Genomic DNA, 14,435 nt, shown 5'->3' with positions numbered 1-14,435 from the left:
GGAAACCGACCGCGATCGCCGACGCCGGACTCGCCGGAGCCGGGCGATGACCGGCGCGGGCGGGGTCACGCCGGCCGTCCGGCATGCCCCCACTAACCGGTGAGTACATGGCAATAGGATGAGTCCGTCAGGATCGTCGTCCATGTGGAGCCACATGTCCGCGCAGCCCGCAACCCGTGCCACCGGGGACCGCCAGCGTGACCCCGACCGCACCAGGGCGGAGATCCTCCAGGTGGCCCAGCGGGAGTTCGCCAGGCACGGTTACGCCGGCGCCAGGGTCGACGAGATCGCCGCTCTCACGAGCACGACCAAGCGGATGATCTACTACTACTTCGGCGGCAAGGAACAGCTCTACATCGCCGCGCTGGAGAAGGCCTACTCCGAGGTCCGGGCCGTCGAGCGCACACTCGACGTGGAGCACCTGGCGCCGGTCGCGGCGATCCGCACCCTCGCGGAACTGACCTTCGACCACCACGACGCGCACCGTGACTTCATCAAGCTCGTCAGCATCGAGAACATCCATCAGGCCGAGCACATCCGCAAGTCGGAGGTGCTGGCGAACCTGGGCGCCCCCGTGCTCGACCTCATCTCCCGGATCCTGGACGCGGGCCGGGCCACCGGCGACTTCGTCACCGAGGCCGACGCCGTCGACGTGCACATGATGATCAGCGCGTTCTGCTTCTTCCGCATCGCCAACCAGCACACCTTCGGCGCCCTGTTCGGCCGCGACCTGACGGCGCCCGAACACCGGGACAGGCATCGCAAGATGATCGGCGAGATGGTCGTCGCCTACCTCACGGGCACGGACGGATCCGCCGGGTCCTAGCGACCGGCGAGGGCCCTGTTGTGACATCAGGTCATTCGGGACTCCGCAGGCCGGTTCGGCGCCTGTCGTGCCGGAGGGGCACGCCGCCGGTCCCGGCGATCGGGCCGCAGCCGGAACCGCAGCCGGCCGTGCCGCCCGCGAGAATGCCTGACCGGAGAGATTGCTTAACCGGATAAGGGAACCTGAATCCAGAGGGCTGATGACAACGACGTCAACGACACGTTGGCGTTGCGACCGTTCCCTGGCCCCGCCGGCCTCCTCCGCTTCCCTCCCCACCCGGACATCCAGGCAGCGACCCAGCGACAGAGAGCGTTTCCCGGCGTAGTAAGGTACGCGGCGGGAAAGTTCAAGGGGATAACCGGTTCAGCCAGGAGGGGGTCGTGAAGCGACCGACGATTGCGGACATCGCCCGGCGGGCCGGCGTGTCGAAGGTGGCGGTCTCCTACGCGCTGAACGGCCAGCCCGGAGTGTCGGAGGCGACCCGGGCCACGATCGTGGCCATCGCCGAGGAGATCGGCTGGCGTCCGAACAGCGCCGCGCGAGCGCTGAACGGCGCCCGCGCACGCTCCATCGGCCTGGCCCTGTGCCGGCCCGCGCGCATACTCGGCATGGAACCGTTCTTCATGGAGCTCATCAGCGGCATCCAGGACGAGCTGTCCGCCCAGTCCCACGCCCTGATGCTCCAGGTCGTCAGGGACCACACCGAGGAGATAGACCTCTACCGGCGCTGGTGGGGCGAGGGGCGCATCGACGGGGCGATCCTCGTCGACCTGCACCTCTCCGACCCCCGCGTGGCCGTGGTGGAGTCGCTGCGCATGCCGGTCGTCGTGATCGGCCACCCGTCGGGGTCGGGCCCGCTCACCCCCGTCTGGTCGGACGACAGCGCGGCCGTACGCGAGACGGTCCAGTATCTCGCCGCGCTCGGCCACCGTCGCATCGCCCGGATCGCCGGGCTGCCGAAGCTCGTCCACACGGTCCTGCGCGACCGCGCCTTCGCCGAGACCTGTGCGGAACTGGCTCTCGACGGCCACGTCGTCGTGCACACCGACTACACCGGCGAGCAGGGCGCCCGCGCCACCCGCCGCCTGCTCAGCGCACCGGACCGCCCGTCCGCGATCGTCTACGACAACGACATCATGGCCGTGGCCGGGCTGTCCGTCGCACAGGAGCTGCGGCTCGACGTCCCCGGCGACCTGTCCATCGTGGCCTGGGACGACTCGCCCCTCTCCCAGGTGGTGCGGCCCCCGCTCACCGCCCTGAGCCGCGACATCCCCGCCTACGGCGCCCACGCCGCCCGCACGCTCATGTCCCTGATCGCCGGTGAGCACGTCCCGGGTTTCGAGGACGCCGCGGCGCAGCTCACCACGCGGGGCAGCACGGGAGCGCCGGCGTCGTCACGGCCGTGAGCTTCGCGGGGCAGCACGGGAGAGCACCGGCGCCGTCACGGCCGTGGGCCCCACGGCGGCGGCCGTCCCGCCTCCTTCGCAGGGGACGTCTGCCGCGCGTCCACGCCGGGCGACGGCCCTTAATCAGTTAAGTCACCGGGTCAAGGGGGGCCGCGGGACGCTCGTTCGGCGCGGAGGGCACACGCGGCGGCCCGCGCCGCCGGCGGCCGGTCGGGGACCGGCCGGGACCGCGCGTCGCCGTTCCCGCACCGGCCACGTTTCATCACGAAGGCATTTAGGACATCTCCTGTAACACCATTGACATCTCCGTAAACCCGACCCTACGGTTTGCGAAACGTTTCGACAAGCCGCCCGCCGAACGCCGGGCGGGTCATCGAAGCGTTTCGAACGCGTCCGGCACCCGCGGGCGCCCGCAAGCCCGAGGCCGGAGTGGCATGACTTCCCTACGTGACGTGGCCGAGCGAGCACAGGTCGCGATCAGCACCGTCTCCGCGGCGCTCAACGGCACGCGCCCGGTGGCGGCGGAGACCAAGCGACGGATCGAGCTGGCCGCGGCCGAACTGGGCTACCGTCCCAACCTGCTGGCGCGGGGCCTGGTGAGCAAGCGCACCCGCATCCTGGCGCTGCTGTACCCCACACCGCACAGCGGTTTCGGCCTCACCGAGATGCAGTTCGCCACCGGTGCGGCCGAGGCGGCCGGCGAGCAGGGGTATCACCTGCTGCTCTCCCCGGAGAACGCCGACCCGGTCGAGGAGCTGCGCTACCTCACCGGGCTGGGCCTGATCGACGGCGTGCTCCTCATGGAGGTGCGCCTCGACGACGAGCGGACCGAGTTCCTGATGGAGGCCGGAATCCCGTTCAGCATGATAGGGCGCACCCGGAACCCGGAGGCGATCAGTTACGCCGACATCGACTTCACGCAGACCGCCCAGAACGCCGTGGCGCACGTGGCGGCGCTCGGGCACCGCAAGCTCGCCTTCTTCAACCACTCCCCGGACGCGTACTCCGCCCAGTACGGCCCGACCATCCGCACCGGTGAGGAGTTCGCGGCGGCCACGCGGCGGGCCGGCGTCGAGTACGTCGGCGACTTCTGCGCCGACTCGGCCGAAGAGGGCCGGGAAGCGTTCGACCGGCTGGTCGCCGAACATCCCGACGTGACCGCACTGGCCGTGATCAGCGACCCTGCGGCGGTCGGCGTGATCGCCGCCGCCGCCGCGCGGGGCTGGCGGATCCCGCAGGACCTGACGCTGATCCTGGTGCTGTCCTCGGCCAGGGTGGCGGAGATGTTCCACCCCCGGCTCACCACGCTGGAGCCACCCAGCGGCGAGCTGGGCCGGCTCGGGGCGCGGATGCTGATCGACCGGTTGCAGGCCGACGGCGACGACCCTCCCCAGCAGCGCCTGGTGCCGTGCCGGCTGGTGGTCGGGGACAGCTCCGGCCCGCCCCCGGCGCCGGGCGAGCGCGACGACCGAACCATCGACAGGACAGGGACATGACGGTGACGGAACAGCCCACGAAGGACTCCCCGCCGCCCCGGCTGGGGATGCACACTCTCACCGCCGGGCGCGGGCTGCTCTTCGGCGGGGACTACAACCCCGAGCAGTGGCCCGAGCACGTCTGGGTCGAGGACGTCGAACTGATGCAGGCGGCCGGGGTCAACCTGGTCACCGTCGGCGTGTTCAGCTGGGCGCGGATCGAGCCGGAACCGGGCGCGCGGGACTTCGGCTGGCTGGACCGGGTGCTCGACCTGCTCGGCTCGGCCGGGATCGCGGTGGACCTGGCCACCCCCACCGCCTCGCCGCCGCCGTGGCTCGGCCACCGCTGGCCGCAGACCCTGCCCGTCGACGAGTCCGGGCACCGGCTCTGGTACGGCTCCCGCAACCAGTTCTGCCCCTCGTCCCCGGTCTACCGCGAGCGGGCCCTGGCCCTCGTGACCGACCTCGCCGACCGCTACGCCGGGCACCCGGCGCTGGCGCTGTGGCACGTCGGCAACGAGTACGGCCAGGTCTGCCACTGCGACGACTCCGCGGCGGCGTTCCGGACCTGGCTCCGGGAGCGCTACGGGGACCTGGGCACGCTGAACGACGCGTGGGGCACCACCTTCTGGAGCCAGCGCTACAGCGACTGGGACGAGATCGTCACCCCGCGGCGCGCGCCCTACATCGTGAACCCCACCCAGCGGCTGGACTTCTCCCGGTTCAGCTCGGACGCGCTGCTCGCGCACTACCGCGCCGAACGCGACGTCCTGCGGGCGCGCACCCCGGACACGCCGATCACCACGAACTTCATGGGCCTGTTCAAGCCGGTGGACTACTGGTCGTGGGCGCCGGAGGAGGACATCGTCTCCAACGACTGGTACCCCGACCCGGCCGACCCGCTCTCTCCCGCGCGCACCGCGCTCACCCACGACCTGATCCGCTCGCTGGGCGGGGGACGGCCCTGGCTGCTGATGGAGCAGTCCCCGTCGGCGGTCAACTGGCGCCCGCACAACCTGCCCAAACCGGCCGGGCAGCTACGGCTGGAGTCGCTGCAGGCGGTGGCCCACGGCGCGGACGGGCTGTGCTACTTCCAGTGGCGGGCCTCCACCTTCGGGTCGGAGCGGTTCCACGCGGCGATGGTGCCGCACGCCGGGCCGGACACCCGGATACACGCCGAGGTCCGCGCCCACGGCGCCGAGCTGCGCCGGCTGGACCCCGTGGTCGGCACGCCGGTGCCGGCGAAGGTGGCGATGGTGCACGACTGGCCCAGCTGGTGGGCGCTGGAGGAGCGTGGCCGGCCCAGCGACCGGCTCACCCTGCCCGACCAGCTGCTGGCGTACTACCGCCCGCTCTGGGAGCGCGGCGTGACCGTGGACCTGGTGCCGCCCTCGGCGGACCTGACCGCCTACGAGCTGGTCGTGGTGCCGAACCTCTACCTGATCAGCGATCGGGACGCCGCCGCGCTGACCCGCTACGTGCACGGCGGCGGCGTGCTCGTGGTCGGTCCCTTCTCCGGCGTCGTGGACCCGCACTCGCACGTCCGCACCGGCCGCTTCCCCGCGCCGCTGCGCGAGGTGCTGGGCGCGTCGGGCGAGGAGTGGATGCCGGCCCCGGAGGACCGGCCGGTACGCTGCCGGTGGGCGGACGGCACCGGGTTCACCGCGCGGATCTGGACCGAGCTGCTCGACGCCGAGGGGGCCGAGCCGGTGGCCGTCTTCACCGAGGGTGATCTCGCCGGCCGGCCGGCGGTGCTGCGGCACCGGGCCGGCGCCGGAACCGCCTGGTACGTGGCGACGCTGCCCGAGCCGGACGCGCTGGGCGAGCTGACCGCGCGGGCGCTGGTCGACGCGGGTGTGACCGGCGCGCTGCCCGAGCTGCCGCCCGGTGTCGAGGCGGTCCGCCGCGGCCCTGTCCTCTTCCTGCTCAACCACGGCGCCGGCACGGTTCACGTGCCGGTTCCCCACCCCGCCGAGGACCTGCTGACCGGGTCCGCGACCGGCGACCGGGTGACGCTGGCGCCGCGCGCCGTCGTCGCGCTGCGTCCCCTCGGCTGACACCGGCGAGGGCCGGGGCCCTCGCCGCCTTCGCGCATCCGATCCCGGCACCGCCGGGTCACGCACCGCCCACCCCTCACCCCCGCTGAAGGAGAACACAATGCGCAGAAGAACCTTCCTCGTCTCGTCCGCGGCGACGCTGTTCCTTTCCGCCTGCGGCGGCGACACCGGGGAGTCCGGCGACGCCGGCCAGGCCGCCCCCTCCCCCATCGCGGGTGACGAGAACGCCCCGGCCGCCCTCACCTTCTGGGCCTGGGCGGAGAACATCCAGCGGGTGGTGGACCTGTGGAACGAGAAGAACCCCACCCAGAAGGTCACGCTCAGCGGCCAGGCCGCCGGTGACGAGCTGACCGCCAAGTTCCTCACCGCGGTCAAGGCGGGCAACGCGCCCGACGTCGTGCAGGCGGAGTACCAGGCGCTGCCGACCCTGATCACCAACAACGCCCTGCAGGACCTCAGCAGCGCGATCGCCCCGGTCACGTCCGCCTTCGCGGAGGGGACCTGGAACCTGACCTCCTTCGGCGGCGCCACCTACGCGATCCCCCAGGACGTGGGCCCGATGATGCTCTTCTACCGGGCCGACGTCTTCGAGAAGATGGGCCTGTCGGTGCCCACCACGTGGGAGGAGTTCGGCGCGCTCGCCGAGACGGTCCGCGGGAAGGACTCCAAGCGCTACCTGACCACGTTCTCGCCGGGCGACGCCGGCTGGCTGGCCGGTTTCGCCCAGCAGGCCGGGGCGAGCTGGTGGGCCAACGAGAACGGCGCGTGGAAGGTCGCCATCGACGACCCCGCCACCCGCAAGATGCTTTCCTTCTGGGGGGAGCTGGTCGGCTCGGGCGCGGTCCTGGGTGACCCGATGTACACCCCGCAGTGGAACAGCCAGATGAACGACGGCACCATCATCGCCTGGCCCAGCGCGGTCTGGGGCGCCGGTGTGCTCGCGGGCGTCGCCCCGTCCGGCAAGGGCAAGTGGCGGATGGCGCCGCTGCCGCAGTGGAACGCGGGAGAGCAGTTCACCGGGTTCTGGGGCGGCTCGTCCACCGCGGTCAGCGCCTCCTCCAAGCAGAAGGCCCAGGCCGCGAAGTTCGCCAGGTGGCTGAACAGCGACCCCGAGGCCCTGAAGCTGCTCGTCGAGATCGGCCTCTACCCCGCGGCCACCGCCGGCCAGTCCTCCGACGGGCTCGGCGCCGCACCGAAGTTCATGGCCGCCCAGACCGACTACTACGCGTCGGCCGCGAAGATCGCGCAGACCGCGCGCGGGTTCAGCAGCTGGGGCCCGAACACCAACGTCACCTACGGCGCCTTCGAGAACCTGATGCCGAAGGCGGTACGCGACAAGTCCGACCTCGCCGCCGTCGCCGCCCAGGTGCAGCAGGAGAGCGTCGCGGATCTGAAGAAGCAGGGTTACCAGGTCGTCGGCGGCTGAGACGGCCCCCGCCGGCCAGGCGCATCCCCCGGAGCGCTCCGGGAGGTGCGCCGCGCCGGCCGGGCCGCGGAACGGATATGGATCAATGACCACTGTCAACGACAAGCCCGCACCGCCCGGGGGCCGGCGGCGGCGCGCGTCGGCCGTCGCGCCCTACGTGATGACGGCGCCGGCCGTCGCGCTGTTCGTCGTCTTCATCCTGGTGCCGATCGGGTACGCGGTCTGGCTGAGCCTGCACGCCATGCGGGTGCGGGGCGCCGGCCTGGGCATCCGCACCGAGGTGTTCATCGGCCTGGAGAACTACCTCGACGCGATACGGGACTCCGCGCTGTTCTCGGCGATGCGGCACATGCTCGGCTACGGCCTGATCATGGTGCCGGCCACCATGGGCCTGGCCCTGCTGTTCGCCCTGCTGCTCGACGCGCCCAGAGTCGCGGGCAAGCGCTACTCGCGGATCACGATCTTCCTGCCCTACGCGGTGCCCGGCGTCATCGCCAGCCTGCTGTGGGGATTCATCTACCTGCCGGCGGTCAGCCCGATCCACGCCGCGCTGAACGCGATCGGCCTGCCGACGCCCGACTTCTTCGGCGACACGTCGATCTTCTTCTCGGTCGCCAACATCGCGATCTGGGGATCGGTCGGGTTCAACATGGTGGTGCTCTACACGACCCTGCGGGCGATCCCCAAGGAGCTGTACGAGGCCGCCCGCCTCGACGGGGCGCCCGAGTGGCAGATCGCCCTCAGGATCAAGATCCCGCTGCTGCGCTCGTCGCTCGTCATGACCTCGGTGTTCACCCTGATCGGCATGCTCCAGGTCTTCAGCGAGCCGGCCACGCTGCGGCCGATGACCAACACCATCACCCAGGACTGGGTACCGCTGATGCGCATCTACCAGCAGGCGTTCGTGGACAACGACATCCACCTGGGCGCCGCCAGCTCGGTGCTGCTGGCCGCCGCGACCGTGCTGCTGTCGCTGGCCGCGCTCGCCGTGTTCCGGATCCGCAACGCGAGGAGCGGCGAATGAGCGTCCGGCAGGCCCCGCCCGCCCCCGCGGCCGGTCCGGCGACCGGCTCCCCGGCGCCGGCCCGCGCCTCCCGCCGGGCCACCCGGCCGAAGATCGTGCCCACGCTCGTCCTGGCGCTCGGCGGGCTGTACGCCGTGCTGCCCCTGCTGTGGGTGGTGTTCGCGGCCACCAAGGGCCCCGAGGAGCTGTTCAGCACCTTCTCCGGATGGCCGAGCTTCAACGGCGGCTTCACCGGCAACATCGCCGCGCTCGACGACTACGGCGACGGCCGGTTCTGGCTGTGGATGCTCAACAGCCTCATCTACGCCGGCGGCGGCGCGTTCCTGACCGTCGTCGTGTCCGCGGCGGCCGGCTACGCCCTGGCCAAGTACCGCTTCGCCGGGCAGCGGCTGATCTTCGGGGCGCTGCTGGCCGGGGTGCTCGTCCCGCAGATCACCCTCGCCATCCCGCAGTACCTGCTGCTGTCCGAGATGGGCCTGGTCGGCACCTACTGGTCGGTCATCCTGCCCAGCGTGATCAGCCCGTACAGCATCTACCTGTGCCGGATCTACGCCGCGGCCGCCGTCCCCGACGAGATCCTGGAGGCCGGCCGGGTCGACGGGGCCGGCGAGTTCCGGCTGCTGTGGTCGGTCGCGGTCCCGATCATGACGCCGGGCCTGGTCACCGTCTTCCTGCTGCAGTTCATCTCGATCTGGAACAACTTCCTGCTGCCGTACATCATGCTGGCCGACGACAACAAATTCCCGCTCACCGTCGGGCTCTACTCGCTGCTCAACCGGGGCGCCTCGCAGCCCGCCCTGTACAGCCTGGTGATCAGCGGCTCGCTGCTCTCGATCATCCCGATCATCGCGCTGTTCCTCTTCCTCCAGCGCTTCTGGCGCCTCGACCTCGTGGCCGGCGGCCTCAAGGGGTGACCCCGCCCCCCCGCCGCCAACGACTCAACGGAACGGAAGGACATGAAGTTCAAAGACGGCTACTGGCGGATGCGTCCCGGCGTGCGGGGCGAGTACGCCACCGCGGCCCACGACGTGACCGCGGACGCCGGCACGCTCCGGGTGCTGGCCCCCACCAGGCCCATCACCCGTCGCGGCAACACCATCGACGGCCCGGTCCTGCGGGTCGACGTGTCGTCCCCGATGCCGGACGTGATCCGCGTCCGCACGGTGCACTTCGCCGGGTCGGTGCCGGACGCCCCCGCGTTCACGGTGCGCGACGACCCGGACGCCCCGCCGGTGAAGATCGACATCGACGGTGACGAGGCCGTCCTCACCAGCGGCGCGCTGCAGGTCAGGCTGCGCCGGGACGACCCCTGGGAGATGTCCTTCAGCGCGGACGGGCGGGAGCTCACGCGCAGCGGCCCGAAGTGCCTGGGCATCGTGCACGACGCCGACGACCGGCACTTCATGGTCGAGCAGCTGCACCTGTCGGCCGGGGAGCTCGTCTACGGGCTGGGCGAGCGGTTCGGCGCGCTGGTGCGCAACGGGCAGTCCGTCGACATCTGGAACGAGGACGGCGGCACCAGCAGCGAGATCGCCTACAAGAACATCCCCTTCTACATCACCAACCGCGGTTACGGAATCTTCGTCAACCACCCCGGCCGGGTCTCCTTCGAGGTCGGCTCGGAGACGGTGTCGCGGGTCCAGTTCAGCGTCGAGGGGCACGACCTGGAGTACCTGGTCATCCACGGCCCGACGCCCGCGGAGATCCTGCGCCGCTACACCGCGCTGACCGGCCGCCCGGCGCTCCCGCCGGCGTGGTCGTTCGGCCTGTGGCTGTCCACCTCCTTCACCACCGACTACGACGAGGCGACCGTGACGTCCTTCGTCGACGGCATGGCGGAACGGGACCTGCCGCTGAGCGTGTTCCACTTCGACTGCTTCTGGATGCGCCAGTTCCGCTGGTGCGACTTCGAATGGGACCCCGACGTGTTCCCCGACCCGGCGGGCATGCTCCGCCGGCTCAAGGAGCGCGGCCTGCGGATCTGCGTCTGGATCAACCCCTACATCGCGCAGGCCTCGCCGCTGTTCGGGGAGGGGGCGGCGGCGGGGTACCTGCTGCGCCGCCCGGACGGCCGCGTCTGGCAGGACGACCACTGGCAGGCCGGCCGGGCGCTGGTGGACTTCACCCGCCCCGAGGCCCGCGAGTGGTACGCCGGCAAGCTGCGCGCGCTGCTCGACATCGGGGTGGACGCCTTCAAGACCGACTTCGGCGAGCGCGTGCCCACCGACGTGGTCTGGGCCGACGGCGCCGACCCCGAGCGGATGCACAACTACTACAGCCTGCTCTACAACCAGACCGTCCACGACGTGCTGACCGAGCGCCGGGGGCCCGGGGAGGCCGTGCTGTTCGCCCGCGCGGCCACCGTCGGCGGCCAGCGGCTCCCGGTGCACTGGGGCGGCGACTGCGAGTCGTCCTTCGAGGCGATGGCCGAGAGCCTGCGCGGCGGGCTCTCCCTGGGCATGGCCGGCTTCGGCTTCTGGAGCCACGACATCGGCGGGTTCGAGGGGCGCCCGGACCCCGCGGTCTTCAAACGCTGGATCGCCTTCGGCCTGCTGTCGTCGCACAGCCGGTTGCACGGCAGCCGCTCCTACCGGGTTCCCTGGCTCTTCGACGAGGAGTCCGTCGAGGTGCTGCGCTCCTTCACCCGGCTCAAGGCCCGCCTGATGCCCTACCTGTACGCCGCCGCGATCCAGGCGACCCGGGAGGGCATGCCGATGATGCGGGCGATGCAACTGGAGTTCCCGGCCGACCGCGGCTGCGACCACCTCGACGCCCAGTACATGCTGGGGCCGGACCTGCTGGTGGCCCCCGTCCTGTCGGCGGGCGGCGAGGTCTCCTACTACGTGCCGGAAGGCACCTGGACCCGGCTGCTGGACGGCGGCGCGGTTACCGGTCCCGGCTGGCGCACCGAGCGGCACGGCTTCGACAGCCTGCCGCTGCTGGTGCGGCCCGGGGCGGTGCTGGCGACGGGGGCCCGCACCGACCGGCCCGACTACGACTACGCCGACGGCGTCACCCTGAACGTCTACCGGCTCGCCGACGGCGCCCGCCGCACGGTCACCGTGCCCACCGCCGACGGCGGCGTGGGCGCCGTGTTCGAGGTGTCCCGCTCCGGCGACCGCGTGCGGGCCCGCCGCGTGGAAGGCGCCCCGGCGAACTGGAACCTGCTGCTCGCCGGGACGGACGGGGCCGGCCACGCCGACGGCGGCCGGCCCGGGCCCACCCCCGCCGGCACGCTGATCGCCGCCGCCCCCGGTACCGACCACATCGAGATCGTCCTCACCCCCAAGGAGTGACCCCCATGTCATCAACGCCCCGGGCCTTCCCGCAGAACTTCCTGTGGGGCACGGCCACCGCCGCCTACCAGGTCGAGGGCGCCGCCGCCGAGGACGGCCGCGGCCCGTCGATCTGGGACACCTTCTCCCACACCCCCGGCCTGGTGGACAACGGTGACACCGGCGACGTCGCCTGCGACCACTACCACCGGCTGGAGGAGGACCTGGACATCCTCGCCGGGCTGGGCGTCGGGGCCTACCGGTTCTCCATCTCCTGGTCCCGGGTGCTGCCCGGCGGCCGCGACCGGATCAACCAGCGCGGCCTCGGCTTCTACTCGGCGCTGGTCGACGGGCTGCTGGCGCGGGGCATCGCCCCGGTGGCGACGCTCTACCACTGGGACCTGCCGCAGGAACTGGAGGACGCCGGCGGCTGGCCGCACCGCGACACCGCCCTGCGGTTCGGCGAGTACGCGCACCGGATGGGCGAGGCCCTCGGCGACCGCGTCCACACCTGGATCACCCTCAACGAGCCGTGGTGCTCGGCCTACCTCGGCTACGCCTCCGGCGTGCACGCCCCGGGCCGGACCGAACCCGCCGCGGCGCTGGCCGCCGTCCACCACCTCAACCTCGGGCACGGCCTCGCCGTCCGGGCGCTGCGCGACGTGGCCGACCCGGCCGCCCTGGTCTCGGTCACCCTCAACCTGCACCACGTGCGGGGCGTGTCCGAGCGGGACGCCGACGCGGTACGACGCATCGACGCGCTCGCCAACCGGGCCTTCCTCGGCCCGATGCTCGACGGCGCCTACCCGCGGGACCTCATCGACGACACCGCCGCCGTCACCGACTGGTCCTTCGTCCGCGACGGCGACGAGGCGACCGCGGCCGCGCCCCTGGACCTGCTCGGCGTCAACTACTACAACCCGGTCCTGGTCCGCCAGTGGGACGGGGCGAGCCCGAAGGTGACCGCCGACGGGCACGCCGACGGCGCCGCCTCCCCCTGGATCGCCTGCGACGACGTCGAGTTCGTCCAGCAGCCCGGCCCGTACACCGAGATGGGCTGGAACATCGACGAGACCGGCCTGACGGAGCTGCTCCTGCGGCTGCACCACGACCACCCCGGCCTGCCGCTGATGATCACCGAGAACGGGGCCGCCTTCGCCGACGTCCTCGACGGGGACGGCCGCGTCCGCGACGAGCGGCGGATCGACTACCTGCACCGTCACCTGACCGCCGTCGCCGACGCGATCGACGCCGGTGCCGACGTGCGCGGCTACTTCGTCTGGTCGCTGATGGACAACTTCGAATGGGCGCGCGGATACGCCAAGCGTTTCGGAATCGTGTACATCGACCGGGCGACGCTGCGGCGCGTCTGGAAGGACAGCGCCCACTGGTACCGGCGCGTGGTGGCCGACGGCGCGCTGCCGGCCGTGGGGCCGGCCGGTTCGCCCGGCGACCGGGTGGTCACGCCCGCCTCCTGACACCGGTCTGTCCGGCACACGGGCCGGGCCCGGTCGCCTCAGGGTGACCGGGCCCGGCCCGTCTCCGTATCGCCCCGTCCCCCTACGGACCCGTCTCCGCATGCCCCGCGCCGGCAGCGGGACGCGGGGCGCCCGTGTCAGCTCCTCCCGCTGCTGCGTTCCTCGGGGAACGAACGCGCCGGGCGGCTGCGTACCGGGCTACCGGGCGCCTTCGGCGAACCGGTGAGAAGGGCAGGAGGGGCGGCCCGCCGGGCGTGAAGTGATGTTCCGGGCCCGCCCTCAGGTGTGGGTGCCGGTGTCGAGGCGGTAGAGCGCGCTGAAGAGGGGCCAGGTCAAGGCGGCCATCTCGGCCGGAGACCGCGGGCATCCGCGTTGCAGCCAGTCGTTGGCCACGCCCAGCAGCGCCCCGGCGGTGAACGCGGCGGGAACGTCGTGCGGAATGTCGCGTGGCGAGCCGGCGTACTGCGGGAGATCGCCTCCGGCGGCGGCCCGGCGGAGGCGGTCGTGGATGGTGGCGGTGCTGCGGCGGCGGATGTGGTCGGCGACGTGTGCGCTGCCCTGCGGCCCCAGCAGGCTGCGATAGAGCCCGGCGTGCTCGGCGAGGCTGGTGAAGAAGGCCTGGAGCGACTTGGTCGCCTCCGGCGCGAGGGTCTTCACGTCCGTGTCCGGCGTGGGCAGGGACTGGATCAAGTCGTCGATCATCGCGGTGCAGGCGGCCTCGGCCAGCTCGTGGACGTTCCGGTAGTGGTCGTAGAAGGCCGTGCGGCTCACCCCGGCGCGTTCGGCGACGTCGGACACGCTGATCCGGGACAGGTCCCGCTCCTCGACGAGCTGGATCAGCGCGCGTGCCAGGGCCGCTCGCGTGCGGCGCACGCGCCGGTCACCCGATGGGGTGTTGCTGTGTTTGGTCGTGGCCACGCGTGTCAGCCTACCTTCTGCTTACACATGTAAGTTATCTTGCAGATGTAAGGTAGCGTGGCGGGGCGGGACGACCGAAGGGATCACGACACATGCGAACAGGTCCGGGCCGAGCCGCCGCTCTCCAGCCGGGCGACGCCTCGTGACCTCACCCGACGGCATCCCGGTCGTCGGCGCCTCGGCCGCCGGGCTGAGCACGGCGGAGGCGCTGCGGCGGCTCGGCCACCAGGGCCGGCTGACGCTGCCGGACGCCGGACCGCTTCCGGCCGCGTGTTCCGGGGCGGCGCCGTGGTCATCGCCACCGGCCTGACCCCCACGCCGGCTGCCGAGGTGACCATCGCCGAAGGCGACCCGGAACAAGCACCGCTTCGCCGCGCTGTACCGCGAGGGGGCGGAGAGCAGCCGCCCGCCCGCCTGCGGGCAGGCGAGCGACCATCCATCCACAAGGAGAAGCCGAATGAGCCAGAGTGAGCAGGTCCTGAGCTATCCGATCCTCAACGACGCCGCGCTGGACCCGCCCGCGGAATGGGCCGAGCTGCGCGAAAAGTGC

Annotated in this window: 11 protein-coding genes; 10 read left to right on the top strand and 1 reads right to left on the bottom strand. The window is 72.0% G+C overall.

The window, feature by feature from the left end; genetic code table 11:
• Window positions 1-154: 154 nt before the first annotated feature.
• The 9 genes from ABD841_RS14260 to ABD841_RS14220 all read left to right on the top strand — a co-directional run bounded on the left by ABD841_RS14260 (window position 155) and on the right by ABD841_RS14220 (window position 12,967).
• Complete coding sequence (locus ABD841_RS14260) at window positions 155-826, top strand: TetR/AcrR family transcriptional regulator (RefSeq protein ID WP_344971482.1); 672 nt, start codon at window positions 155-157, stop codon at window positions 824-826.
• A gap of 380 nt (window positions 827-1,206) precedes the next feature.
• Complete coding sequence (locus ABD841_RS14255) at window positions 1,207-2,232, top strand: LacI family DNA-binding transcriptional regulator (protein ID WP_344971480.1); 1,026 nt, start codon at window positions 1,207-1,209, stop codon at window positions 2,230-2,232.
• A gap of 434 nt (window positions 2,233-2,666) precedes the next feature.
• The gene (locus tag ABD841_RS14250; RefSeq protein ID WP_344971478.1) at window positions 2,667-3,728 is read left to right on the top strand and encodes a LacI family DNA-binding transcriptional regulator; all 1,062 of its coding nucleotides are present in this window, start codon (window positions 2,667-2,669) and stop codon (window positions 3,726-3,728) included.
• Complete coding sequence (locus ABD841_RS14245) at window positions 3,725-5,764, top strand: beta-galactosidase (RefSeq protein ID WP_344971476.1); 2,040 nt, start codon at window positions 3,725-3,727, stop codon at window positions 5,762-5,764. The genes ABD841_RS14250 and ABD841_RS14245 overlap by 4 nt, the downstream gene beginning before the upstream one ends.
• A 100-nt stretch (window positions 5,765-5,864) precedes the next feature.
• On the top strand, window positions 5,865-7,190 hold the full coding sequence (locus ABD841_RS14240; RefSeq protein WP_344971474.1) for an ABC transporter substrate-binding protein: 1,326 nt from the start codon (window positions 5,865-5,867) through the stop codon (window positions 7,188-7,190).
• An 85-nt stretch (window positions 7,191-7,275) separates the two neighbouring features.
• Entirely contained in the window at window positions 7,276-8,214 is a 939-nt protein-coding gene (locus ABD841_RS14235; protein ID WP_344971472.1) for a carbohydrate ABC transporter permease, read from the top strand.
• Window positions 8,211-9,128: a carbohydrate ABC transporter permease gene (locus ABD841_RS14230; protein WP_344971470.1), complete on the top strand. Its 918-nt coding sequence runs from the start codon at window positions 8,211-8,213 to the stop codon at window positions 9,126-9,128. The genes ABD841_RS14235 and ABD841_RS14230 overlap by 4 nt, the downstream gene beginning before the upstream one ends.
• 42 nt (window positions 9,129-9,170) lie before the next feature.
• The gene (gene yicI, locus ABD841_RS14225; protein ID WP_344971468.1) at window positions 9,171-11,510 is read left to right on the top strand and encodes an alpha-xylosidase; all 2,340 of its coding nucleotides are present in this window, start codon (window positions 9,171-9,173) and stop codon (window positions 11,508-11,510) included.
• 5 nt (window positions 11,511-11,515) lie between these two features.
• A complete protein-coding gene (locus tag ABD841_RS14220; RefSeq protein WP_344971466.1) occupies window positions 11,516-12,967 on the top strand; it encodes a GH1 family beta-glucosidase in 1,452 nt (483 codons plus the stop codon).
• Window positions 12,968-13,246: 279 nt separating this feature from the next.
• On the opposite strand, the gene ABD841_RS14215 is transcribed toward ABD841_RS14220, so the two are convergent.
• Complete coding sequence (locus ABD841_RS14215) at window positions 13,247-13,885, bottom strand: TetR/AcrR family transcriptional regulator (RefSeq protein ID WP_344971464.1); 639 nt, start codon at window positions 13,883-13,885, stop codon at window positions 13,247-13,249.
• 142 nt (window positions 13,886-14,027) lie between these two features.
• On the opposite strand from ABD841_RS14215, the gene ABD841_RS14210 reads away from it, so the two are divergent.
• The gene (locus ABD841_RS14210) at window positions 14,028-14,195 is read left to right on the top strand and encodes a hypothetical protein (protein ID WP_344971462.1); all 168 of its coding nucleotides are present in this window, start codon (window positions 14,028-14,030) and stop codon (window positions 14,193-14,195) included.
• Window positions 14,196-14,435 lie beyond the last annotated feature (240 nt).

The sequence above is a fragment of the Streptosporangium fragile genome (assembly GCF_039534445.1).
GTDB classification, from domain to species: domain Bacteria; phylum Actinomycetota; class Actinomycetes; order Streptosporangiales; family Streptosporangiaceae; genus Streptosporangium; species Streptosporangium fragile.
The sequence above is the reverse complement of the archived record's forward strand: the minus strand, read 5'-3'. Positions and strand labels throughout refer to the sequence as shown.

Coding starts and splice junctions, on each gene's coding strand:
- ABD841_RS14260 (WP_344971482.1), top strand. CDS start 155: ATGTCCGCGCAGCCCGCAACCCGTGCCACCGGGGACCGCCAGCGTGAC.
- ABD841_RS14250 (WP_344971478.1), top strand. CDS start 2,667: ATGACTTCCCTACGTGACGTGGCCGAGCGAGCACAGGTCGCGATCAGC.
- ABD841_RS14245 (WP_344971476.1), top strand. CDS start 3,725: ATGACGGTGACGGAACAGCCCACGAAGGACTCCCCGCCGCCCCGGCTG.
- ABD841_RS14240 (WP_344971474.1), top strand. CDS start 5,865: ATGCGCAGAAGAACCTTCCTCGTCTCGTCCGCGGCGACGCTGTTCCTT.
- ABD841_RS14235 (WP_344971472.1), top strand. CDS start 7,276: ATGACCACTGTCAACGACAAGCCCGCACCGCCCGGGGGCCGGCGGCGG.
- ABD841_RS14230 (WP_344971470.1), top strand. CDS start 8,211: ATGAGCGTCCGGCAGGCCCCGCCCGCCCCCGCGGCCGGTCCGGCGACC.
- yicI (WP_344971468.1), top strand. CDS start 9,171: ATGAAGTTCAAAGACGGCTACTGGCGGATGCGTCCCGGCGTGCGGGGC.
- ABD841_RS14220 (WP_344971466.1), top strand. CDS start 11,516: ATGTCATCAACGCCCCGGGCCTTCCCGCAGAACTTCCTGTGGGGCACG.